This is a genomic window from Paenibacillus timonensis, from assembly GCF_022427145.1.
Lineage (GTDB): Bacteria > Bacillota > Bacilli > Paenibacillales > Paenibacillaceae > Fontibacillus > Fontibacillus timonensis.
In genome coordinates this window covers 114,448-136,611 of record NZ_JAKSXN010000003.1, presented here as the reverse complement: position 1 = coordinate 136,611, position 22,164 = coordinate 114,448, and the positions used below count along the sequence as shown (strand labels likewise).

Annotated in this window: 25 protein-coding genes, 1 pseudogene and 1 riboswitch; of the genes and pseudogenes, 7 read left to right on the top strand and 19 right to left on the bottom strand. The window is 46.4% G+C overall.

Annotated elements, in window-relative coordinates:
* Positions 1-156 precede the first annotated feature (156 nt).
* Positions 157-780, bottom strand: coding sequence for a class I SAM-dependent methyltransferase (locus MJ257_RS02220; protein WP_240267701.1), 624 nt, complete (start codon positions 778-780; stop codon positions 157-159).
* A gap of 231 nt (positions 781-1,011) precedes the next feature.
* Between MJ257_RS02220 and MJ257_RS24945 the strand changes: the two are divergent.
* The 7 genes and pseudogenes from MJ257_RS24945 to MJ257_RS02190 form a co-directional block, all read left to right on the top strand.
* Positions 1,012-1,404, top strand: a pseudogene (locus MJ257_RS24945) (NAD(P)-binding domain-containing protein); the annotation flags it as partial.
* A 389-nt stretch (positions 1,405-1,793) separates the two neighbouring features.
* Entirely contained in the window at positions 1,794-2,216 is a 423-nt protein-coding gene (locus MJ257_RS02215; RefSeq protein ID WP_240267700.1) for an arsenate reductase ArsC, read from the top strand.
* Between the two features lie 12 nt (positions 2,217-2,228).
* Entirely contained in the window at positions 2,229-2,552 is a 324-nt protein-coding gene (locus MJ257_RS02210) for an ArsR/SmtB family transcription factor (RefSeq protein WP_240267699.1), read from the top strand.
* A gap of 66 nt (positions 2,553-2,618) precedes the next feature.
* Positions 2,619-3,044 (top strand): arsenate reductase (thioredoxin), encoded by a 426-nt coding sequence (gene arsC / locus MJ257_RS02205; RefSeq protein ID WP_240267698.1) that lies wholly within the window; start codon positions 2,619-2,621, stop codon positions 3,042-3,044.
* Between the two features lie 24 nt (positions 3,045-3,068).
* Positions 3,069-3,467, top strand: coding sequence for an arsenite efflux transporter metallochaperone ArsD (gene arsD, locus MJ257_RS02200; protein WP_240267697.1), 399 nt, complete (start codon positions 3,069-3,071; stop codon positions 3,465-3,467).
* Between the two features lie 10 nt (positions 3,468-3,477).
* A complete protein-coding gene (arsA, locus tag MJ257_RS02195; RefSeq protein WP_240267696.1) occupies positions 3,478-5,244 on the top strand; it encodes an arsenical pump-driving ATPase in 1,767 nt (588 codons plus the stop codon).
* Positions 5,245-5,269: 25 nt separating this feature from the next.
* Entirely contained in the window at positions 5,270-5,704 is a 435-nt protein-coding gene (locus MJ257_RS02190; protein ID WP_240267695.1) for a protein-tyrosine phosphatase family protein, read from the top strand.
* A gap of 73 nt (positions 5,705-5,777) precedes the next feature.
* Positions 5,778-5,838, top strand: a riboswitch (Fluoride riboswitch).
* A 133-nt stretch (positions 5,839-5,971) separates the two neighbouring features.
* On the opposite strand, the gene MJ257_RS02185 is transcribed toward MJ257_RS02190, so the two are convergent.
* The 18 genes from MJ257_RS02185 to cpaB form a co-directional block, all read right to left on the bottom strand.
* A complete protein-coding gene (locus tag MJ257_RS02185) occupies positions 5,972-6,481 on the bottom strand; it encodes a hypothetical protein (RefSeq protein ID WP_240267694.1) in 510 nt (169 codons plus the stop codon).
* A gap of 275 nt (positions 6,482-6,756) precedes the next feature.
* Complete coding sequence (locus tag MJ257_RS02180) at positions 6,757-7,431, bottom strand: hypothetical protein (RefSeq protein WP_240267693.1); 675 nt, start codon at positions 7,429-7,431, stop codon at positions 6,757-6,759.
* A gap of 515 nt (positions 7,432-7,946) precedes the next feature.
* The gene (locus MJ257_RS02175; protein WP_240267692.1) at positions 7,947-8,357 is read right to left on the bottom strand and encodes a hypothetical protein; all 411 of its coding nucleotides are present in this window, start codon (positions 8,355-8,357) and stop codon (positions 7,947-7,949) included.
* A 43-nt stretch (positions 8,358-8,400) separates the two neighbouring features.
* Entirely contained in the window at positions 8,401-9,420 is a 1,020-nt protein-coding gene (locus MJ257_RS02170) for a hypothetical protein (protein ID WP_240267691.1), read from the bottom strand.
* Positions 9,421-9,515: 95 nt separating this feature from the next.
* Entirely contained in the window at positions 9,516-11,333 is a 1,818-nt protein-coding gene (locus tag MJ257_RS02165) for a VirB4 family type IV secretion system protein (RefSeq protein ID WP_240267690.1), read from the bottom strand.
* Between the two features lie 12 nt (positions 11,334-11,345).
* Positions 11,346-12,122, bottom strand: coding sequence for a C39 family peptidase (locus tag MJ257_RS02160; protein WP_240267689.1), 777 nt, complete (start codon positions 12,120-12,122; stop codon positions 11,346-11,348).
* Positions 12,123-12,170: 48 nt separating this feature from the next.
* Positions 12,171-12,842 (bottom strand): TraC-like domain-containing protein, encoded by a 672-nt coding sequence (locus MJ257_RS02155; RefSeq protein WP_240267688.1) that lies wholly within the window; start codon positions 12,840-12,842, stop codon positions 12,171-12,173.
* Positions 12,843-12,860: 18 nt separating this feature from the next.
* Positions 12,861-14,600: a DUF8193 domain-containing protein gene (locus MJ257_RS02150; RefSeq protein ID WP_240267687.1), complete on the bottom strand. Its 1,740-nt coding sequence runs from the start codon at positions 14,598-14,600 to the stop codon at positions 12,861-12,863.
* Positions 14,601-14,674: 74 nt separating this feature from the next.
* Positions 14,675-15,298, bottom strand: a complete 624-nt coding sequence (locus tag MJ257_RS02145; protein WP_240267686.1) for a DUF6550 family protein — start codon at positions 15,296-15,298, stop codon at positions 14,675-14,677.
* Positions 15,299-15,427: 129 nt separating this feature from the next.
* Positions 15,428-15,970 (bottom strand): hypothetical protein, encoded by a 543-nt coding sequence (locus MJ257_RS02140; protein WP_240267685.1) that lies wholly within the window; start codon positions 15,968-15,970, stop codon positions 15,428-15,430.
* A complete protein-coding gene (locus MJ257_RS02135; RefSeq protein ID WP_240267684.1) occupies positions 15,967-16,359 on the bottom strand; it encodes a DUF4320 family protein in 393 nt (130 codons plus the stop codon). Before MJ257_RS02135 ends, MJ257_RS02140 begins: the two co-directional genes overlap by 4 nt.
* A gap of 36 nt (positions 16,360-16,395) precedes the next feature.
* On the bottom strand, positions 16,396-17,268 hold the full coding sequence (locus MJ257_RS02130) for a type II secretion system F family protein (protein ID WP_240267683.1): 873 nt from the start codon (positions 17,266-17,268) through the stop codon (positions 16,396-16,398).
* 17 nt (positions 17,269-17,285) lie between these two features.
* Positions 17,286-18,032 (bottom strand): JAB domain-containing protein, encoded by a 747-nt coding sequence (locus MJ257_RS02125; RefSeq protein WP_240267682.1) that lies wholly within the window; start codon positions 18,030-18,032, stop codon positions 17,286-17,288.
* Positions 18,032-18,241, bottom strand: a complete 210-nt coding sequence (locus tag MJ257_RS02120) for a hypothetical protein (RefSeq protein WP_240267681.1) — start codon at positions 18,239-18,241, stop codon at positions 18,032-18,034. The genes MJ257_RS02125 and MJ257_RS02120 overlap by 1 nt, the downstream gene beginning before the upstream one ends.
* 12 nt (positions 18,242-18,253) lie before the next feature.
* On the bottom strand, positions 18,254-19,192 hold the full coding sequence (locus tag MJ257_RS02115) for a hypothetical protein (protein ID WP_240267680.1): 939 nt from the start codon (positions 19,190-19,192) through the stop codon (positions 18,254-18,256).
* Positions 19,189-20,532 (bottom strand): CpaF/VirB11 family protein, encoded by a 1,344-nt coding sequence (locus MJ257_RS02110; protein ID WP_240267679.1) that lies wholly within the window; start codon positions 20,530-20,532, stop codon positions 19,189-19,191. Before MJ257_RS02110 ends, MJ257_RS02115 begins: the two co-directional genes overlap by 4 nt.
* On the bottom strand, positions 20,529-21,380 hold the full coding sequence (locus MJ257_RS02105; protein WP_240267678.1) for a ParA family protein: 852 nt from the start codon (positions 21,378-21,380) through the stop codon (positions 20,529-20,531). The genes MJ257_RS02110 and MJ257_RS02105 overlap by 4 nt, the downstream gene beginning before the upstream one ends.
* Positions 21,370-22,128, bottom strand: a complete 759-nt coding sequence (cpaB, locus tag MJ257_RS02100) for a Flp pilus assembly protein CpaB (protein WP_240267677.1) — start codon at positions 22,126-22,128, stop codon at positions 21,370-21,372. The genes MJ257_RS02105 and cpaB overlap by 11 nt, the downstream gene beginning before the upstream one ends.
* Between the last annotated feature and the right edge of the window lie 36 nt (positions 22,129-22,164).

The window sequence follows — 22,164 nt, the reverse complement described above, 5'->3', positions numbered from 1 at the left end:
CTAATTAATTTGTTCTTGAAGGTAGACTCCCTCATTGTCCAGCGTAATATCGGATCATAAAATGATGTAAGCCAGTGAAATCTCAGGGCTGGTATAAAATCTCTAGTGTCTTCTTTACGCATCTTTCACCCTCCATCCGGCCATCTTGCCAGTAGTTTAAGCTTGGATTTTACAAAGTATGATTTTACGATACATACCGTTAAACAAGGCAGACTCATCTTCCTCCACTCGAATATGGTTTTCGTATGGTTTTACGACTTGTTCAAAATGACGGCCAATGTCCGTCCCCATCATGGCTACGACGGGACGAAGGAATTTCTTAATTACAGGCAATTCCTGCGAGGGAGGGGCGAATTTATCGAAAATGACTATACGTCCCCCAGATCCAGTAACCCGAATCATTTCTTGAAAACATTGATCCGGATCGGGTACGACAGATAGGATCAGATTCGCAATGACCATATCGAACGATTCCGGAGAAAATGTCAAATGTTGCGCATCCATTTCTGTGAACGTAAAGTTTGGTGCATCATGTTTATTTCTTGCCTTATCAAGCATTTCGGATGACAAGTCGATTGCAGTAACTGAAATATCTTTGCCCATAATGAACTGCAAGTCTGCTCCCGTACCGACGCCCACAAAAAGAATTTTGCTTCTCGGCTTAATGTCGAGGTTCTCAAAAATCTTTTTCCGAGCGTTTAAAAAAGGGCCAGAATTAAAGAAATAATCATAAAAGGGAGCCCAGAACCGATAAATCACTTTGTTCCAAGAGTTATTCATAGTCGATTCTTTGCCCCCTAAACAATCAAATGTTAATTTGATTATTATAATACACCAAACCTCTCGAATATTCAAATACATATTTGATTGTTCCCTTAAAAAAAATATTCAAGTTCCGAAAATGTTATTGGTATCGGAACTTCGAGTCAATCCACTTTATATTTGCCTCGTTTTAAAAGGAAAGATAGACTAACATTAGGAACATTGTTCCGATACTGACCAGGATCGGAACTATTTCAAGGGAAAGTTTTTCATTCGTCTGAATACAAGAAACCCCAACCATTTCTACAACAGCGGATTATCGTTGTCGGACGAGGGAATTCGGCTGTACAAATTGCAGTAGAACTGGAAAATCATGCTAAAGTATCCTTAGCCGTTCAAAATCCGGTTCAATTTACTCGGCAGCGGTTTTTAGGATTTGATCTTCACTACTGGTTGAAAAAACAGGGATTGATACGTTTCTTTTCTATCGAATCGGAAAAGAACCGCCGAATCCTATTTCCGTGTTCGATCTCGGTGGCTACCGAGAGAAAATGGAAAATGGCAATCCGAATCAAAATCAGATGTTCACTGCTTTTTATCCGGAGGGAGTCGTTTGGTCAAACGGGCAAAGGGAACCCGTAAACAGTGTGATATTCGCAACGGGATACCGTTCGAATATCCCGTTCCTTTAAGCAGACAGACGCACTTGATTCTATTGGCAGGCCAAAACATGTTGCCGGCATGAGTACGACAATTCCTGGTTTATATTATGTCGGTCTGACTGACCAACGCTCATTTGCGTCAGCGACAATACGTGGTGTAGGCGCTGATGCGAGATATATCACACAAAAAATTAATCGGTTCCTGCGTAAATGAAAAGAAATGGGGAAAGTTGAACTAACGAGTGAAAGTCCCAAATACACCGCAGGTGGCGGCAGTTAGTTTTTACATCATTTTAACATACTTAATCTTTTATATATAATCATTTAGTTATATAATGATGTACAAATATGAAAGGGCGTGAGACAATAATGAAGAAGCCAGTCCGCCTGTATTTCCTCTGTTTTCAAAATCGCTGCCGTAGCCAAATTGCTGAAGCTTTCGCCAAGCATTACGGTGGAGATCAGGTCATTTCACAAAGTGCAGGACTCGAAGCCAGTGAAATTCATCCCTATACGGTGGAAGTCATGAAAGAAGTAGGGATTGATATTTCAACCAACGTCTCGAAGCAAATCGACATGAAGACCTTTATGTCCTCAAATGCAATCGTAAAGTTATGCGAACAATTGAATGAGAAATGCCCAATCGTTCCCTTCGGTATCATGAATGTTCAATGGGATATTCCCGATCCGTTGCACGGGGGTGGATTAGAAGACGTACGGAGGGCTCGGGACGAAATCAAACAAAAGGTAATCGAATTGTTGAGGGGGCTGAACATATCCGTAAACGGATGAGGAGGTCATTTTGTGGTATCAATTGAGAAATTAGCGGATGAACTAAAGTTAGCTGGTGACAAAACTAGGTTGACCATCTTGTCTTTTTTAAAGGAACGAGAGTGTTGTGTTTGCGAATTAGCTGAACTATTACAGACCAGCCAGCCGAATGTCAGCCAGCATATGCGAAAATTGAAGGATGGCAGATTAGTGAAAGAATCTCGCAGAGGCCAATGGATTTATTATTCCTTGGAGATCCAAGATAAACCTTACCTTCAGGATCTTCTCCAGGTGCTTCCTTCTCAAAAGGAAAAGGTAGCTCAAGTTAGTGCCGAAACGATTAACCGTTGTCAATAATATTAAGGAGAAATTGTCTGGAATGTTAGATTTCCAACTATACTCACCATAAAAGGAGACCTGAACATGGAGAACAAAAAGCTTGTCTATTTTCTTTGTACCGGCAATTCTTGCCGAAGTCAAATTGCCGATGGCTTCTTAAAAGCCCTTGGCAATGAGAAGTATGAAGTGAAAAGTGCGGGACTGGAGGCACACGGACTCAATCCCCAGGCGGTTCAGGTTATGAAGGAGGCAGGCGTAGATATCAGCACCCATACCTCTGACGTTATTGATCCGGAGATTTTGAACAAAGCCGATTATGTCATTACCCTATGCGGTCATGCCGATGAGCATTGCCCTGTTATCTCCAACAAAAATGTCGTGAAATGGCATTGGGGCTTTGATGATCCCGCTAAAGCTACCGGTACAGAAGAAGAAATCATGAGCAAATTCCGGGAAGTGCGTGATTCGATCAAAGCCCGGATCGATGCTTTTGTTAAAGAAGGCAAATAACTCAAACACATGGAGGAGATTTGTATGAAGCAAATTGAAATTTTCGACCCCGCTTTGTGCTGCTCGACCGGTGTTTGCGGTCCGTCTGTTGACTCCAAGCTGGTCCAGGCCGCGGCAGATGTGGAAGCACTGAAAAAACAAGGCGTCTTCGTTAAGCGGTATAATCTTTCTCAGGATTTGGATGCTTTTGCAGGTAACGCTACCGTGAAGTCGCTTCTTGCCGCCCATGGCACAGACATTTTGCCTATCACCCTTGTGGATGGCAAAGTATGCAAAGAACGAGATTACCCGGTCATGTCTGAATTCCGGGAATGGCTTGAGAGTGAGAAACTGCCTGCTTCCGTACAGCGTTCGTCCTTCCGTTCCATTGAAATAAAGCCGAACCAAGGGAGCTGCTGCGGGAACGATAGCACCTGCTGCTGAGAAACGAAGCATGGATACTATTCCTTTTCAACCGAAATCGTTGGTCACTCCTTTTCTCTTCTTTACAGGCAAAGGCGGCGTAGGTAAAACGTCGATTGCTAGTGCAACAGCTATTCAATTGGCAAAATCGGGGAAGCGTGTGCTCATTGTTAGCACGGACCCGGCTTCCAACCTGGATGACGTATTTCAAATTCAACTGCAAGCCGACCCTAAAGCAATTCCGGGCATTCAAGGTCTGTACGCTGCAAACCTGGACCCGGAAGAGGCGGCCCGGATGTATCGGGAAAAGGTAGTTGGACCATATCGCGGCATCCTCCCGGAGGCTGCAATTGCAAACATTGAAGAACAATTATCGGGTGCATGTACGGTGGAAATTGCGGCTTTTGACGAGTTTTCCAAACTATTAGCCGCACCTGAAGTTCAAGACCGTTACGACCATATCGTCTTGGATACGGCGCCGACAGGACATACATTGCGACTTTTGCAGTTACCGAAAGCTTGGACTGGATTTTTAGAAGATAGCCAGCATGGTGCGTCCTGTCTTGGACCTTTATCTGGACTTGGAGACAAGAAGGATTTGTATGCCGAAACAGTGGCCGCGTTAGCGGATAGCATAAGAACCACTCTGATCCTTGTGGCTAGACCGGATCATGCGGCGTTAGCTGAAGCCGCGCGCGCTGCCCATGAGCTGCAAGAGATCGGGATTCAAAATCAGCAGCTCGTCCTGAATGGGCTACTCATGGAACCAGGAGAAGATACGACAGCCCAATTGTACCGCAACCGTCAGGATGCTGCACTTGAACAAATGCCGGATGCGTTGAAAAAACTTCCTGTCACAATGGTTCCATTAAATTCGCGAGGTCTTACCGGTGTGTCGGCTCTGGAAACGATGTTTCAAAATCAACCAGAAACGCTGAAGTTGGAGAAAACGGATGATTCGGTCGTATACCCTGAGCATCTTGCGCATCTGTTGGAGCAATTATCTGCGAAATCCCGCGGCGTAATCATGACCATGGGCAAAGGTGGTGTGGGTAAAACCACTATTGCGGCAGCTATTGCGGTCGGGTTGGCCGATAAGGGATTCAATGTTCATTTGACAACGACCGATCCAGCAGCTCATCTTGAATTCGCAATGGGTCAATCCCATCACCATCACAGGTTAGTACTAAGCCGTATTGACCCCAAAATGGTCACAGAACAGTACAAACAAGAGGTTTTGGCTCAGAACGCCTCTCATTTGGATGAAGAAGGAATAGCGTTGCTGCAGGAAGATTTGGCTTCACCTTGTACAGAAGAAATTGCCGTATTCCGTGCATTCTCGGAAGCCGTAGAAAAAGCCTCGGACGGTTTTATTGTTTTGGATACGGCTCCGACTGGTCATACTTTGCTTTTGCTGGATGCGGCAGAAGCCTACCATCGTGAAGTTCTCCGGTCCAAGGGGGAAATACCAGATCATGTCCGTCATTTGCTTCCTCGTTTACGGAACCCTGACGAAACCGATGTCGTAATTGTCACGCTTCCAGAAGCAACCCCTGTTCTTGAGGCGGAACGATTGCAGGAAGACTTGAGGCGGGCTGGAATAGAACCCCGTTGGTGGGTCGTTAATCAGAGTTGGCAGTCCGTCAATACTTCTCATCCTGTATTATTCAACAGAACCCTTGCGGAGAAAGCTTGGTTAGAACGGGTTGGTGATATTGCACATTATTATACTGTAGTCCCTTGGAAAGCTAACGAACCTGTAGGTGAACAGCAACTCCGGGCGTTCGTTGGTGGATAAAAACAAAGTGTAGAGGAGAATCCCTTTGAGCAATTCTTATCAAGCCTTGGTTGAGGACAAGATTTTCTTTGGTGGTGCCAAGGATGTTGAACAGATGGTTACCGAGGAAGGTGTAGAAGTCGTTGTAGATCTCCGTGAGGAAGCGGAGGAATGTGCCTATCCGTCCGCGCAAGTACAATGGATCAAAGTACCTTTGGGCGATAATACGGTGGAGCCTGAAGCCGAGCTGTTCCAATCAGCGATTCAAGAAGTGGTTAAAGCCTACCGGGAAGGTAAGAAAGTCGCATTCCATTGCGGCGGTGGAAAGGGGCGAACAGGCACGGTGGCAGTTGGCACGCTGAAAGAACTGGGGATGGCGCCGACACTGGAAGAGGCTGAGCAGCAAGCCAAGTCAATTCGTCCGATTATTGCGGTAAAGCCCAATCAATGGGAGGCTTTAAGAGCAATCTATAGCGAATAGCTTACACGCTAGAGTCTGATTTCTCATCGATATTAATCATGACGGTTTTAGGCTAAGCGTCTAGAATTGTTTTATGTTGAATAGCGATGGAGTTCGCCAATAACCGCCGCGAGGCTAATGACTCCTACCAGCGAATGCTACAATTTCACTGGTAGGAGTCTGTTTGTTTTTGTTCTTTTGAGACTAATGCAAAGAGCGGTAGACTAAGAAAAACTTATAGGATCTTAGTCTACCGCCAATGTAGATAAATTAAGTTGCACTTTTTGTCTATTCACTAAAGGCTCTGATGAATGCCCTTTTATCACGTTTAAGAAAATAGTCCTTCATACCCTTCTCCCATTTCTCAACAAAATATTTTTTATAATGAGCTAGGTAGTCTTCATCTGATATGTCTTTAAGAAATTCTTTTACTTTGGGATCTGTATCCAAAGCCTTCTGATGGTCGCTGAATTTATAAATAAGGTGAATCTTATTACCTGGTAGCCATTCATCATACGGCTCTGGCCTAACCTTGCGTTGAAGATAATCCAATTTAAACATTTTATAGCCATAGTTGCTTGTTGATACATCTTCAATCATGCAAAGTTCATGATTATCTAAGATAACAATATCCCTTATCTGAAAAAAGTCACCTGTCATTTTTAATATTAGTTCGTCTTCATTTGTCGGAAGGGATAATAGTGTATTTATTTCATCATTAAATCCATTAGGTTGAACTCCCGTTAGATGCTGTAGTCTCCCAACTATACAAAGAATGGACAACCAGATTCTCCACATGTTTAATTCGATTTGTTCTTCATTGGGAAAATTTTTATCTCTGTCAGAGGTAAAATGTATAGATTCGCTTAACTGCGAGTAACCCTGATATGTTAATCCGAAAATTAGTTTGCTTCCTCGCTATTGGAAATGGGTGTAATAGATCGCGATTTTATATGGAGAGGCGGGCATGATAAGCTGGTTAGCAACGCGAAGTCCTTGTGCTTCGCGGCTTTCGCGAGTACTCATGCCCGCAGAGGCTCCATGTCAAATCGCTCTATCATCATGCTCGGACGCTACTTTTTCCACAGAGTATAGCGAAGAGCCATTAGTTTTTCCCTTGTGTTTGTATCTAGTAATGCCTTCATTAATTTCTGTCTGAAAGATTCCTTATTGGGCCTGGAGATAGAGGTTCTCTGCACCTGTTTTATGTACCAACATTTATTTAGGTCGATTGATGATTCGATGGTACTTATAGTTTGAGTCCATATTCTCTTTTGAAAATCAAGATTATTCGAGGGATGACCAAAGAACTCACTCCAATCCTTAAAAGAATCCATTAACCCCCAAAGTTCTTTTAATAACAAGTAGTGCTTGTAATACAACTCTCTATCAGTTCTCATAAACAAAATCAAATCGACCAAGGCTTCAAGTAATTTACGGCTCCACATTTGTTGTTCTTCAAACACAGCTTGAATAACACTTCTTGCCGGGTAAGATTTAGGATCGATCTCTTCTTCGCCCGAAATAAGTTCTATCCATCTAAACATCGACGTGCCAACCTTTGAAATTTCATCTAAGACCCCAAAAAGGAAAAATCCCTTAGGATTAGATTGAATCAACGCATGATTAGAAGAAGATATATATTCTTCGTTGGATAACTTTATGTGTGGACTATATTCATCTAGTATCTTTATAGAACATTGAGCCCAATACTTCCATTGAGTTAACCAAGATTCTTTATCGTCCACGACAGTTACCTCACCTTCATACTAAGGTTTTTTTAGTTCCATAATACATTTTAACGCGATATTATTTTTTTAACATGGTCAAAGTATTACAATACTAGTCAAGTTACCTGAGAGTTTCGAACAATATCTCTCGATGGTTAATGATGAAGTTAGCAAGGGGACCGGAGATGAAGACTTCTCATTCCTAAAAGAAAATTTCCTAATCCTTGGAATTTTATCTTTTAGGCATTTCCGCACCCCAACTTTTACTTCTACTGGAGAAAGATGATAGCCTTTTGATGATTGATGCATTTGCATAGGGCGTCAGTTTCGACAACAAACATTACACTCAGATAAAGGAACAGTGGTTTTGGCAAACCTTATTAAAGAGGTCTGGGAACTCACAGTGATAGGAAGTAGCAAAGAAGTACGGAGTCTCGGATGTGATAATCCTTGAACCGTTGGACTGTACATTGACCAATGAACTGATCTTCATGTCACTTGAACTGGTACAGACGGTTTCATTTCACATGTTCTTAGCGTTCATGCACTTCATTTTCGCTGTCCATTATGCACATTTCGTTGTATTCTTCGTCTGAAATTCCGTAGTCCTTCAAGCAATTCCAATCAGGCCTTGGTGCTTCGTACTCGATTAATTCTGCTTCATTTGTAATGATAAGAGGCACTTGGAAATCAGTTTCGCCCATTTGCATTGGAATAAGAACCGGCAGTAGCTCATGGATAAGAAAGATTTGGTCGTAACATTTATCAACAAAGCCATACCGTGCAGTTAAAAAGGGGAAATCGTGCAAGGTATCCATACTGATAAATGGAGCCCCGTGGTGTTGCGTCAGAAATGACGCAATGTTTTGAGGATCTGCTTTTAGACAAACAACCTCGTTCTGGTCATGTCCGCTTGCCACGGCAATTAAATACGCTTGATTCATTGATTATCGCCATCTCCTTGTTTCCGTATTTACTTTTCGGGTGTCAAGCTTCTATGTTTGCTTGCAGTATCTTTCTATACAACTCGCCATTAACATGCGGATCAAATAAATCATGTGAACTTGTGCCAAAAAGAATGTTCTGATTTATTGTTTCAAGCAGATACGGCTTCAAATCATGGGGGACAAACAATCCCAGCGATAGCACAGAATGATTTTTACACCGCTGAATTGCCCGATAGAACCTTGCCAGTTCATAAGGCATCGCAGACCCGCAAAGTACGCGAATATCTGCTGTGGCAAAATCTTCTTGAATACGCTGTTCTCCAAGAACACCACAATCGAAGACAATGACGTTGTAATCTCGAAGCGATTCCTTCGTCATGTAGAGATCGTTACCTTCCAGGATGTAAGCATTTCCTGTCTTCTCCGGTTCAAACAAATGAATGATATGAGCCAGGTGATTGTTTGGATTGGCCTCTACGTAACAGGCAGTTCCTCCATGTGCATTAATCCAGCAGACCAGATTCATTGCGGTCGTAGTTACTCCTACTCGGCGGTCGCATCCGGCAATTGCAATTTTTAGATTTGAGCAGGTAAAGTGATACTGCACGTTTTCTTCCAGATGTACGAGGTTTGTTTTTTTCTCTTCTACCAGGGGAAGAGCGGCAGGCTTGAACCGCTGCATCCCTTCCTCGGAAAAACATTCCCGCAGTTCTGCCCGGATCTCCTCTATTTCTGTAGCCGTTACGATATTCAGTATACCGATTTGAATCAGTTCTTGGAGAAAAGGACTGCCAGGCGGCAGCCCTTCCACAATCAACACAACGCGAATGTCATAGATAGTTTGGTAAGACAGTAAGGCTTGTATCAATTCTTCATCGGATTCCGTTATTGCCGCTCTATCCAGAGTTACATAACGAACATGAGCAAAATGCCGCATATCCTTAATGACAAAGGATAAGAGAGAGAAACCACCTGTCAACTTTTTTATAGGCAACTCTTGTTCTTTCTCCAAAAAATCCAGTAAATTGACGCGGGCCTCACTGGTGAGATATAAAATCATGCTTCATCCCTCTTTCATAACCAGGAGAATAAGTCCGACAATGACTAGGACGACATAGAAGAACAACTCCATGAGCTGCTTTCGTTTATCCATCGTTATCGTCCTCCAGCCGAACCCATATAGGCAAATTTGTAATCCGGGATTTCAAAATGAGCATGGATACGCTTGGAGCCAATCATCAACAAGGCGTGTTCACGTTTTTTGCTGGCAAGCAGTTCTTCTTCGGCATCAGTCAAATTGTACAGTTCTCGTGTTTCTTGCAGATTCTTACCATCAGTTCCCATAAGTATCTTGATGCAGGGAATGTCGAGCAAGGCTTGTCCGTACATTTTGATTTCTGGAGCCAGAAAATCCACAACACTATGAGAAATGATTGCCAAAGCCGCCTCATACTTTCTGGAGCGTTTTTCAACGTTGCGCAGGAAGACCAAGCTCTGTGGCACTTGTGGGTCGATCATTAAATACGTTTCATCGCAGATCAGCAGCACCCGTTCGGTACGATCTTGCGACATTTGCTCCCAGCACCAGGAGAGCAGGTTAAAATATTGGGTTCGCTTGATATTGTCGCTTGTATTTTGCAGGGAATGGGTGTCTAGGCAGATACAGCGGCTACGGGTTTGAATTGTACTGTGACCGTTCCAAAGGAAGGAGTCCCCGCCATGGGCAATATCAAAGAGGAGGAGACACAGTTCTTTGTACACCTCATCGCCCAATGTCTGCTCTTTATGCTGAATGAGTTGGTATAGGTCAGTAAATGTGGGGAAGTCGATGCTTTGCAGTTTGTTAATATCCGTTGTCCAGCTTATCCGAAACTGGTTGTATAGCTCAATCAAGCATTGCTTGAGAACGGCTTTTTGCATCATGCTCAGGTCGGGGATATACAAGTTGAAGAAAATTTCCAGATTTTTAAGGTGCAAGGCCATGTTGGACATGCCGTTTCCTTCATCCTTATAGAGCGGATGTTCTTCGCCCTCCTCATCGCGGGGAGCCGGGCGGATTTGCAGTGGATTAATCTTGCCGCTTGAGCCGCCGCCAGCATTGATCCAGTCGCCGCCTAGCTGTTGGCAGAGTTCCTTGTATTCGGATTCAGGGTCTATGAATATGACTTTGGTGCCCTTCATATATTTGCTGAGCGCAATATGCTTTACAGCAGTGGATTTGCCCACGCCTGCCACGCCCATTACGACCATATTGGAATTGGTACGGTCGCCGCCGCGCTTCCAGGGGTCGATGATGATTAATCCGCCGCTGGCGTCTTTCGCCAGATAATAGCCGCTCCCATCGTTAAAACCACTGCTGGCAAAAGGAAATCCTCCGACAAAGGTGCTCATGGGCATAATTCTATTGAGGATATTTTCAATGGAATTTTGACTCGGATACATCGGAGAAAGATGCCGCAGGCTGTCCTTCTGCAAGTGGGCCAATGTGCGTATTTTACAACGCATCAGGCTGAAGGTGTTTTCAACACGCCGACAGGTGCGGGCAAAGAGCTTGTCATCATTGGCAAAGGGCATGACGAGGACATTCATGAGACCGACGGTTTCTCCGTTTTGGTCAATTTGCAGCATAATGTTTTCGCCGTCTGTGGCGGCTTTTTCTGCGCGCTGTCGGGTAAGCGGGTCTTTGGCGCTGTCGGACATACTTCGATTTTGCGTAATGGATTTGGATATAGCCGTGATGAGCGCACTATTATCAATGGGCTGGAAGCCGATAGATACCATAGTGGAAGGCAGATTGGTAAGAGTAGAAAGCCAGCCTACATTTGCTTTAGACGGATACTGAATGACGCCATACAGTTTCGCAGCCTGCTCACCAATGATAAGGCCGTTGCGGGAAAACTCCAAACCTATGGGGGTAATGACATTTAGTAAGGAAGTATTGACATTTATTTCGTTTTTTTCGGCTTTTGTCATGCTGTGCCTCCTCTAACTGATAATCCAAAAGGGACCGCCTGCCGCAGCGTTCTTGCGGGCTTCATTCAAAATGATGGAGAAGTCCCATGTTTGCCCGCTACGCTTGCGGCTGGCTGAATCTGCAACTAAAATTTCTCCTTCCGCAGTTACGCCACGGAGCACCAGAAAATGACCGGATGAGGTAAAATGGCCTTTGCCCATAATGGCAATGACCAGCTTTCCATTGGAGAGGGCTTCCAAGACCTTTCGTGGCTCTTTGAGCGAAGCCCCTTCTACTTTCAATCCAAAATGTTTGGCTCCGTCAGGAATCAGGCTATGGTAGCTGCCTGTGCCTTCCGCCAGATAGCCGTTGTCATAAGCCCACTTGGACATAGCAACCGGATCGACGGTTGTTCCGGTCAACGTAGATACAACCATAGCAAGCGAGGTAGGGCCACACCCGGAAACGCCGATAGTATCACGGGGACCGTAAGGCTTATCGGCCCAACGGCTATCCAGTTGGTTGAAATAAACGACTTCCCGGCTACCATCCTTCAAAATGACCCCTTCGTATTGCTGTCCCAGGCTTTCCATGTATCCCTCATCTGTTTCCTGGAGCAATTGCGTATAGCCATAATCCATCCGCAGCTCATTGACCACCGGCTCCTCACCGGCTCCCAGCATCAGTTTGAGTGACTCAATCGGGGAGGTAAGGAGTTGTAATATCAGGGATATGAGGAGTAGAAAGCTAATAGTGAGCGTCAGTATGAGCATCCACAAACGTTTGCGGGCCTTTTCGTCCGTTGCCACTTTGACAGCGAGTCTGGCAAGCAGCTTTGCGGTAGCAGGTTCGATGACTCATACCTCCCTTAAAAACGGAATCGTTGCTTTCGATTCTGCATCTTCTAAATGGGTATAGGCCGGATTATTAACTAAATTGCATAACTGAACAATTTCGTGCTGCTTCAATACATGGGCCTGGACTTGTCCGTCTTCAAAATGCTGCACAAGCCGCTTCCCTTTCTCCAATAGGTCGCGTTCACCATTTTCTTGTCGCTGCCAGAGGATCAAGTAAAACTGCCGTTCCACGACTTCGCCGGATAGAGCCAGGTTGTTCATTTCAGCGATTTCTTGCCGTAACAACTCTTTTTGCTTCGGATCGGCAGTATAGAGGGAGGAAGCCAGTTCGGAGATGAGCGGAGAAATATCTACCGGACGGCTGACGGCGAGAAACTTGAAGGGAAAGCGGATAGAAGACAATTCGGCTGTCAGTTTTTGAATGAGCAATTTTTTCTCTGAAGCGCTGAGAAGGTCGAGGCTAATGGGGAAAATACGCAAATAGCAGAGTAGCCAGCCATCCTGAGTAAAGAGGAAGTTCCCACGAATGTCTTGAACGTTAACGAATTGTTGAGCAGTTTGACCGTTCAGATTGGCTTGCTCTTTTGATTTGGGTTTGCTGGTTTTTAAGTAAAATAAAACGGCTCCCCCGCCGACAAGGCAGAGGAGCAGGATGAGAATAGGCAGCAGCATAGAAGCAGCACCCTCTTTCTACTTAGTATTCTGCGGGGCAATGTGCCAGTCCGAGAAGAGATTGCCGGAAATCGTGATGGTACTTTGCAGTTGAAGCGTCAGCATTCCAGCAGGTGTCCATGCATCCAGAATGCGGGTAATGGGAGTGTAGGGGCCGTCCGGGAACCAGATGGGGGTGAAATGAACCGGGCTTTCATAGGTGGAGTACTCATTGGGTTTTAGCCAAAAGCTGGCGCTGTATCCGGGTACTTTAACATCGTGCAGCCGCCAGTATTTCTGATACGTGAACTCAGGAAAGTAGGAGATGGCATGTTGAGCGCCTGTGATATGACTGCTTGGTGCATTGGAGGAGAGTGAGGTGGTACTGTTGATCTCAATGCCATACCCGGATTTCAGTTGACTGGTTGAACGGGTGGGGGATTTGGAATCTGGAGCAATGGTTTGGTTTGCAGATAAAGAGGCGGTATAGCTTGTGCGGTGGTAATCCCACCAGCCTTGATCTTCCCAATAGCCGCGATCTCTCCAGCGGCCTTTGCCTTTGGAATTTTCAACCCATTCCCAATCCGGAATCCAAACTAAATATTCATGCCAAGTAGCAGACCATACGCCCCAGGAAGCAGAGGTTTTGCCTGAGTAAGCCGGGACAGTGGGGAGCCTATAAGCGGAATTTCGATCAGTCGCTTTTGGGTCAGGCGGAGGATTTTGATCTAAATCGACGATAGCGGCTTTAATTAAATTCTCGCTTAGACTGCCGTCTGAGGAACTGACCTGAATAGAAACGGTTTGTGGTGTACTTGGTGTTCGCCACTTTACCCATACTAATTGGCTTTCACCTTCAGGGATGACGATATTCGTCACGGTGAGGCTGCTTCCCATAATGGAGAATGTAACGCTGGCAGAGGTGTCAGGAGTAATCTGAGCGGAAGTGGAGAGACGTACAGAGGTAATGACATCAGTGTTGGTTCGATACTCTACACTGGTTTGACTAGGTGGGGGAGTAGTTGGGGCATCCTTGAAACGCACAATTCCGAGACCCAGTGAAGATAGAATTTGGTCGTTGCTGACGCGGTTACTGGTTGAACCATTCCAGGCAGGAAAACCAAGATCCGCCGTTTCGAGGAACATCGATAGCGGTAAATTTTGATGGGTAAGGCTAACCATTTTGGAGCGCAGACCACCGCTAAGAACTTGATCGTACAGAGCTGCTTCATGCGCGGTCATGGCCATTTTTGTGCCTTGGAAGGTGATGTATGCGATAGGTTCAAGGAGGAGTTTGTAGTTTCCATTAATGAGGGTATCGTAGTCTACGCGGCTAGCTTGAGCAATATAACGAATCACCAGCTCATCGGTGAAGTAGCTCTTAATTTCTTCAATACTGGTTTGCCCTCGATTTGATTTGATGATATAAGGGAGTTCTTTTTGGGGATGAACATAATTGTAAACTCCAGTATTGGGGGAAAGTCGTGTCCCATTGGCATACTGTGACTTGCTGATTTTTCCAAAATGCAGAATGTTGCTAGGAGGCGTTCGATTCGTAAAATCAACTGGAGTCGCAATCGGCGTTTTATCGCTGTCTCGAACAATCGTGACACGAACACCCTCATCATGGGTGTTCCAGAAGTTTTGATTGCTACCGTTGCCCATTCCTCCACCGCCATGGTCAATGTTTCCGTCACCTTCACCACTTGCTAGACTGAAAGGAGGAAGAACGAGCAAGAATGAAATGAGGAAAATGATCGACATAACACATCTTTTCATAAGCAAGGCCTCCCTAAGAATGAAAAAAAGCGCAGCAAGTCGCTACGCTCTCAGATTTGAATGACAGTTAGTATTTAGTCCATTGTACCAACTTTATTTCCGGTCAGTTCGTCTCCCTCTTTGCCTACGACAGTTTCCTGAGTTCCGCCTCCCTGATCTTCCACCCAGCCAAAGCCTGGTACATACACCTGGCCTTTGCTATTTTTAGCACCTGCTTTTGGTGTCGTGGCGGTTTCCTTGTTTGGTTGAGTTTCTTTTTCTTCGTACTCTGGTGGAGCAGCAGGAGATTGCTCTTTTTCGGGTTCTTTTACTTTGGGTTTGGGCGGCTCTGTAGGTTGTGTGGTCTTTTCCGGTTTTGTAAGCGGCACTTCTACATGTTTTTTCTCTTTTTCCGGCTGAAGCACAGGAGTTTCGGATGGCGTTAGTTGGGGCTGGGGCTTGGTTTCAGAAGCAACAGCAGGTGCAGATGAAGAGTTTGGATGCTCTGAATTCACGCCAGGATGCTCGGAAGGTGTGACGGGACTTGTAGAGATTTCTGGCGCTTTCACGGCAGGAGTGGTCGAAGTTGCTGGCGTAACAACAGGATCGGGCTGGATTTCATCTCCGTTTTGCTGAGATACTCCATTCCATATCGTCCATCCCCCAAGGGCTACTACAATCACAATTCCACTAACAAGCAGCAAGGATTTTTTCTTCATGGTCACGCAACTCCTTATGGTCAAAGTTCGTGTATTAGATAAAGATTCTATCTCTATCATACTGTATAATTCTGTAAATACCAATAGAAACGTGGATGTCGATTGGTGAACAATTGTGTCGTAGTCATGTTATTTGCTGAATCGAGGTCTGTATACGGCCTGAATGGGAAGGTCTGCTTCCATCGGAGGCAAGTGGCTCCAACCAAAGGATAGTGGCACTTTCAGATGAATCACAGCCTCGGCAGTAAATTGTCGGATGCTGTTCGGATCACTAGGGGCAAAAGGGGCATTGAAAATCGTAACAGACAGCCCGGACAGTGAATATTCGGTTTGATTGCCTGCTCGCTTTACATATTGGTTGTCTTCCAAGATCACACCGAGTGTTTCGCTGAGCCGCGAATAAATGTCGCCCGTGGAAACCTGTTCCGCCCATCCGCTTGATGATCGACTGAAGCCGCCGGAATAGCTTTGGCGAAGGCCAGCATACACATTACTGTAGTTTTCCGTAGCCACGGAAATAATGGCGCTTTGGACGGCATCGCGTACACCAGCAGCAATGATGGTAAGACGCAAGTATTCGTATACTGCACAGGAAAATATCAGCACCGCCAGTACAATTGCTACTGTTAAAGGTAGGCCGCTGCCCAAACGATTTTGCCAGATACGTTTCACTTCCAGTACACCTCGCTCTTTCCGCTGGCTTTGGCGGTAAGCTCGATGGGGAACGATGCAAAACTGCCAAATAAGCCAATATTAATGGTAGTTTGCAGCGTAACGGCTACTTCTTCATTAATCTGGATTTGCCCCGATCTGCTCCAGAAAATCGTGGGATGGAGTCCTGTTTGTGTTTGTAATGCTGCTGTGCGCTGTGTAGTTTCCGGCCCGACTCTGCCAGAAATTTCAGCTTCCCTTGCCAGCTCTGCCGCATAGGTATCCAACTGGTATTTTGCAATAAACACAGGCAGAACCTTCACTACCAGCGCAATGCAAAGCATGACAGCCAACACCAGGACAACCACATCAATATAGCCCTCGCCTCGTTTGTTGGTGAGGAACTTCATAGGGATACTCCTTTCTTCATGGGATGGGGCGATGGGCTAAAATAGCTTGCCCATCGCCTTCATAATTTCCATGCCCAGGATGACCATGTACATCAACATGAAGCAGACGAGCATGTAGAAGGAATATTTGCGGATTTTGCCCGGACGTTTCATGGCGATGAGTTTCAGGCGCTGAATTTCCATGAGCTTAAAATCGTGGGCCAGCATCTCGAAGTACACGACTCCTTGATCGCCGCGCATTACTGCTAGGAGCCCCCGTATCACATCAGAAAGCATGGTGCTGCCAATACGCGACTCCAGCCTCAATAGTGCCGTTTCCTGATTACCGCTTTTCATATCGGCTACCGTCATCCATAGTTCACTTTGCAGGCTGCCGCCCGCATGTCTGGCGTAAACCTCCAATATGCGCAGGACATCCCGCGTTGCTTTTAATTCTTGGGCAACGGTAGCGACAAAGCGAGGCAACTCCATTTCAATTTGCTCACGCTTTTTTCGCACAATCTCGTCGGCGCTTCGGGATTCCTTAAAAAAGATAGCGATAGCGAGAAAAACAAAAACAGGGAACAAGAGTGGCAAGAGCGGGAGCAGGAACAGCCCGCCTCCGAAAATAAGAGCAGCTTTGACAATCGCTCCTGCTATATACATCTCAGGTGTTGTTTGGATACCCGCTGATCGCAAGGTTGCTGCCGTCTTTCGTTTATAGTAATCGCCAAGCGTGACCTTTCCTGCCAGCCATGCAGACAAACGAAAGATAAGTGCTTGAATCGGCGAATCTTTCTGCTGACCGATCTTCGCTACCTTGAGGATGGCGCGTGTTGATGCAAGCGTAGGCAGCTTGAGCCAAGCGGCAAAAATCAAATAAGCCCCGACGGTTACAAAAAAGTCGAAGCTAACCAACCATCCCATCATCTATTTTCACATCTCCTTTAGCGCTCCCATTCTTCATCTGAAAGTTCATCTCCGATCCCTTGTTCCAACTCGTCTACAGCATACAGAGCTGATGGTTCACGGGCTTTGGTTTCAATCACTTCATAACAAGGCGCTTTTTCCGCTACGCGGGGCATTCGTCCCAATTGAGCCAATGAAGCAAAATTCGTGCCGCCAATGATGATATGATCCAACACACTAATGTGCAGCGGGTCAAAAATGGCGACCATTCGCTCTGTCATCAAAATATCTTCGGGAGAAGGAGTTGGTACGCCGCTCGGGTGGTTGTGAGCCAGGATAATGGAAGAGCAATCGCAGTTCAAAGCGGCTTTAAGCACTTTACGCGGATGCACGAGTGCTTCCGAAATCCCTCCTTCCGAGATGATACGTGTTTCAATGACTTGATTTTTGACATCAAGAAAAGCGGCCATAAATTGCTCCCGATCCTTGACGCCACCTAGAAAAGCAGAAAAATATCGGCTTGCCGTTTCGGGGGTTGAGATTCTTTGCTTGGCGTTTTCTTCCTCCCATTGAAGTACACGATGAGAGCGGAGAAAAGCATTTAGCTGCTCTACCTTGAGAAGTTGTTTAGTCGTCAGTTCTAACGCATAAGGATGCTCAACCGCATTGAGTAGACTGTTGTGAATGCCATACTGTTGTAACTTACGGAGCGGAATGCCCGTCAGTTTGTGAAGGGATTTCACGTAGTCAGCAATCATTTGTTCATCCAATGGTGGTGTTGCCATCAGGTATCCCTTCCTCCTTCTATGGCTTGCAATACCTGTTTTACAGCCTGCAAGTTTTCCAGCAGTTCAGCGGGAAGGTTCCACTCTTCAAGATGGTCCCAAAAGTGGGCGGTGCCGTATATCGACAGCAACTTGGCGACCTGTTCCCGCTCTTGAGGGGGGGCCCCTAGTAACTCTCCCAGCCAATAAGCAGTTTCAGACGCAGACATCGTATCCCTCCTTTATCGTTTGTATTCCAATGGGCGGGTTAAACGAATGACGGCTGCAAAAGAGATAAACAGCGTCACGCCGCATAACGCCAGAATGATCTGGCCGGGAGTGCTGGTAGTCAGGGTTGTACACCATTCCCGATTCAAAAAGTAGAGCAACGGAATATTGCCCAGCATCAGCAGCGCCATCGTTAAAAATTCTTTCAACGGCTCATATAAAAGGTAGTCCAGTTCGGCTGAAACGACACGCATATCGGATAGCTTGGCAACAATGGGCATGAGTGTGGTTTTCAGCGTTCGATCTTCCTGACAAGCAATCAAAGCATCACACCATTCCTGAAATACGCTATCATGGATTCTTCCCTTGAGTTGCTCAAGGGCCAAACGCAGATTCGCATGAATCAGCTTGGATTCCGCGAGAAATGCTTGAAACACATCGGCTACAGGCGGATTCAGATACGGCGCATTTTCTTCTACTGCGGCTAATATATTTTCGCTCCGTAAATAGGAGGTGGTAATAATCGAGAGGGCTGTTTCCAGTTCGCTGTGGAGTCGTTTTTTATAGAAAGTTGAAGTAAACAGCACCATCCAGAATGGCATGAGAGCAAATCCTGCCGCCAGCACCGGTACCAGCCATGTATTTTTTAGCAACATGGCGAGTATCGCTCCGGCTATAGCCAGTACAAGAGAACTGACGGTGAGGAGTCCCAACTTGCTTTCCTGTCCCGTTTGTTTGAGAATGGCTTTGGCTTCCTGTATGGTGGCGCGCCAGCCCTTGAGTTTTTTTGGGCGTTGAACAGCCCGGATGCGTTTGCCGATAGGGAGCTTATGAGGTTGGAAATGAGTGAGCATCTGAGCAAGCTCTTGGAACAAGGTACACGGAGACAGGTTCAGCAGAAAGAGGAAACCAGTGGAAAGGCCCAAAAAAGCCAAGAGCAGCAGAACCGTCATCCGTTTTCACCTCCAAGCAAAGTGGTGAGCCGGGACAGAGGAAGGCCGTTTTCGAGCAGTCGCTTTTTCAGACCAGGCGAAATATCGTTCACTTTCTCATAACCACCATCGATGATGGTTTTTCCGGCAATTTCTCTTGTGGAGTGAACAGCGTAGCGATAGAGCGGAATGACTTCACGTTGTCCGTCCGGCAAAATGCGGCATTCCGTAATTTCCATAATGCGTCGCGAGTTGTCCTCCAGCTTTTTTACAAACAGCACCAAGGGAAATGCTTCTGTAACGAGGTTGTATAAGGTGGTATCATTCATTTCATATTTTTGCGTACAAAGTGTCACCATTCGGTAATAGGTGGAGAGGCAAGAATTGGCGTGGGTGGTCGTAATGACGGTATGCCCGGTACGGGCTGCTTCTTGGGCGGCGAAGGCTTCGGCGGATTTCATTTCACCTACGCAGATCACATCGGGGTTGGCGGTCAGGGCAAATTCCAGCAGCTTTTCTTGGTCAATATGCTGGCGGGGGTCTTCGCTGGAGCGGGTGACCGTATGCACGATATTGTTCAGTACATGGCCCGACTCATCGGTGACGACAAGATCAAATTCCCGCGCTCCCTGCTCAATTGTAAATATCCGTTTGTCATAGGGGATGGTAGATAGCAGCCAACTCATCAGTGTAGTTTTTCCGCTGCCTGTCGCTCCGGTAACGCACATGGACAAGCCATAACGCAGACAGAGACTTAAAAAATCCAGCATGTCAGCCGTTGCCGTCCCGCTCTCGATAAAGTCTTCCCGCGCCAGCTTTTGCGGATTGATGATCCGAATGGACGCGGCAATGCCTTTCTCCTTATCCGTGACAGGCGGGCCAAATACCGTAATACGAATATTGTTCGCCAAGTGGCCGCGCACGATAGGTTGCGAATAATCGAGAATCATACCCGACTGGTGCAGCAGCCGCCGGATGACATCTACTGCATGTTCTGGCGAAGTGAACTGTTCATCGGCTGGAAGGATGCGTCCGTCGGTATAGCTGATTTTCACATCGTTATAGCCGTTAATATTAATTTCCTCGACTTCTCTGGAAAATAAATAGCGGGTCAGAAAGGAATACTCCACCATCTCGGCAAAGAGCCGATCAACCAGTTCGTCAAAGGAAAGTCCCGGCACATGGAGCCGATTGTCAGTCAAATACTGGCTCATATACGAAATCAACTGTTGCTTTTGTTCCTCCGGCTTACGGCTCATCAACGTAGCATATTTACAGGAAAGATAGCTTTGCACGTCTTGAAGCACTTCATTAAATGCCTTGGATTCCGTAGCAGAAAAAAAGAGAGCTGCATTGTTCATTGCTTGTCACCTCGACGTTTCGGCCATAGCTGTTGCAATAGGAGAGTCATTCGGGATGGGGATTTAGACGAACTGTCACCTGGAACTTGGGCAGGGGAGTGTTCCTCTGGGGGAAGAAGCCGATCCATGATACGTTGGAGTGCTTTTTGGTATACAGCAGCTTCTTTACCAGAGCAATCATCTAGCAAACGTGCTGCCGCTGCTTGTTGCTCAAGCTGCGGAATATGAGGAAGCATGACCTGAATGCCGCCAAACACTTGACTATACTCCCGGCTGTCCTGTTCCGGCTTCACATTCGAAAACACCGGAAGAACGGAGGAGCGGTGGAATCGGGCATCGGATACAAGCGGTAGATAGGAAGCATAGAACATCAGGCTTTTCAGGTCGCAGCTATGCAGACGGACAACATGATCGGCCAGTTCGAGAGCCACGGTAGAAAGCGGGTCAGCAGAGAGAAAACTGGTGCAGTCCACCAGCACTACATCCGCCAAATGGCGAGCCAGCGTGAGCAGGTCTACTGCCCTTTCTCGATTGTAGGTGGCATAGGTAAAGGCGTTATCGCCTTTCTTATAGCCGAGCAAGGCAATTCGCGGCGATACGTCCAGCGGCAGCGCGTAACGCAGCAAGTCCTCCTGGGTCAAGGAAGGGAGACTAAGCAATTCTCCAAGTGAGTAATGGCTAGAAGCCCCTTGCGGCGCAATTGTTGATACGGAAGGGCAGAGGACATCGCAGCAGAGGACAAGGACATTTTGCTTCCGCACTGCGAGGGCTTTGGCAAGTTTGATGGTCGTGACGGTTTTGCCGCTGTTCGGGCTGCCCCAAACAGCGATCAAGGGTTTATTGCTCATGAGCGCCCTCCTCTTGCTTAGCCGCTTTTGAGGCAAAGTAGGCGTCCTGTTGATCGGTAAATGCCTTTGCGGTGTTGGCATCTCCGCGATAGACCAGCGCCGCATGGAGCTTGCTCTTGTTCTCCAGATCGGCCAAAAGCTGGGCTTGCTCCGGCAGAACCAGCAGCGTTAATGTCGAGGGTAGCGCCTGTTCGTCCTGTTCTTTGTCTGATTGGCCACTTTGTTGTGCATCCTGGCCGCTACTCGTCGTTGCCGCCAATACCTCCACATATTGCAGTTCTGGCATGATCGTAGTGGTGCGCAGTTCACCATAATCCGAAGCGATCAAAGTTACAATATCGCCAGGTTCGAGTTTGCCGGACAATCCAGCAGCAAGGCTTTTTATCGTGATGGAGATGGCCTGCTTGCTACCGTTCAAGCGGCTCAGGTAAGCGTCCAGCGGGGTGCTGGATAATTTGGAGGGCAGCAAATAATCGTTCTTTTTCAGGTCTACAGCCGCGTACTGACCAATGACGGCTTCGGGTGAGTTCAATACTTCTTGCGGTAAATGGTAGGCTCCTACTTGAACAGACTCGATTTGGTCGGCAGTGATGGTAGAACCTTTGACAACATCTTTAACAAGACGGATGATGGTGGTTTGTTCGCTGCTTGTCCGGTTCAAGAGGGGAGTGATACCCAAGGTCAGAAGTAGTGAAAGGACAATACAAGTGATTCCCACAATAGCACGATTTCGAAACCATGATTTCAAAAGAAAAACCTCCTTGATTTTGGAGTGTAAACGGTG

Bases quoted from the DNA above. Each gene is read 5' to 3' on its own strand.
- MJ257_RS02220 (WP_240267701.1), bottom strand. From the start codon at position 780: ATGAATAACTCTTGGAACAAAGTGATTTATCGGTTCTGGGCTCCCTTT.
- MJ257_RS02215 (WP_240267700.1), top strand. From the start codon at position 1,794: ATGAAGAAGCCAGTCCGCCTGTATTTCCTCTGTTTTCAAAATCGCTGC.
- arsC (WP_240267698.1), top strand. From the start codon at position 2,619: ATGGAGAACAAAAAGCTTGTCTATTTTCTTTGTACCGGCAATTCTTGC.
- arsD (WP_240267697.1), top strand. From the start codon at position 3,069: ATGAAGCAAATTGAAATTTTCGACCCCGCTTTGTGCTGCTCGACCGGT.
- arsA (WP_240267696.1), top strand. From the start codon at position 3,478: ATGGATACTATTCCTTTTCAACCGAAATCGTTGGTCACTCCTTTTCTC.
- MJ257_RS02185 (WP_240267694.1), bottom strand. From the start codon at position 6,481: ATGTGGAGAATCTGGTTGTCCATTCTTTGTATAGTTGGGAGACTACAG.
- MJ257_RS02175 (WP_240267692.1), bottom strand. From the start codon at position 8,357: ATGAATCAAGCGTATTTAATTGCCGTGGCAAGCGGACATGACCAGAAC.
- MJ257_RS02170 (WP_240267691.1), bottom strand. From the start codon at position 9,420: ATGATTTTATATCTCACCAGTGAGGCCCGCGTCAATTTACTGGATTTT.
- MJ257_RS02165 (WP_240267690.1), bottom strand. From the start codon at position 11,333: ATGACAAAAGCCGAAAAAAACGAAATAAATGTCAATACTTCCTTACTA.
- MJ257_RS02155 (WP_240267688.1), bottom strand. From the start codon at position 12,842: ATGCTGCTGCCTATTCTCATCCTGCTCCTCTGCCTTGTCGGCGGGGGA.
- MJ257_RS02150 (WP_240267687.1), bottom strand. From the start codon at position 14,600: ATGAAAAGATGTGTTATGTCGATCATTTTCCTCATTTCATTCTTGCTC.
- MJ257_RS02145 (WP_240267686.1), bottom strand. From the start codon at position 15,298: ATGAAGAAAAAATCCTTGCTGCTTGTTAGTGGAATTGTGATTGTAGTA.
- MJ257_RS02135 (WP_240267684.1), bottom strand. From the start codon at position 16,359: ATGAAGTTCCTCACCAACAAACGAGGCGAGGGCTATATTGATGTGGTT.
- MJ257_RS02130 (WP_240267683.1), bottom strand. From the start codon at position 17,268: ATGATGGGATGGTTGGTTAGCTTCGACTTTTTTGTAACCGTCGGGGCT.
- MJ257_RS02125 (WP_240267682.1), bottom strand. From the start codon at position 18,032: ATGGCAACACCACCATTGGATGAACAAATGATTGCTGACTACGTGAAA.
- MJ257_RS02120 (WP_240267681.1), bottom strand. From the start codon at position 18,241: ATGTCTGCGTCTGAAACTGCTTATTGGCTGGGAGAGTTACTAGGGGCC.
- MJ257_RS02115 (WP_240267680.1), bottom strand. From the start codon at position 19,192: ATGACGGTTCTGCTGCTCTTGGCTTTTTTGGGCCTTTCCACTGGTTTC.
- MJ257_RS02110 (WP_240267679.1), bottom strand. From the start codon at position 20,532: ATGAACAATGCAGCTCTCTTTTTTTCTGCTACGGAATCCAAGGCATTT.
- MJ257_RS02105 (WP_240267678.1), bottom strand. From the start codon at position 21,380: ATGAGCAATAAACCCTTGATCGCTGTTTGGGGCAGCCCGAACAGCGGC.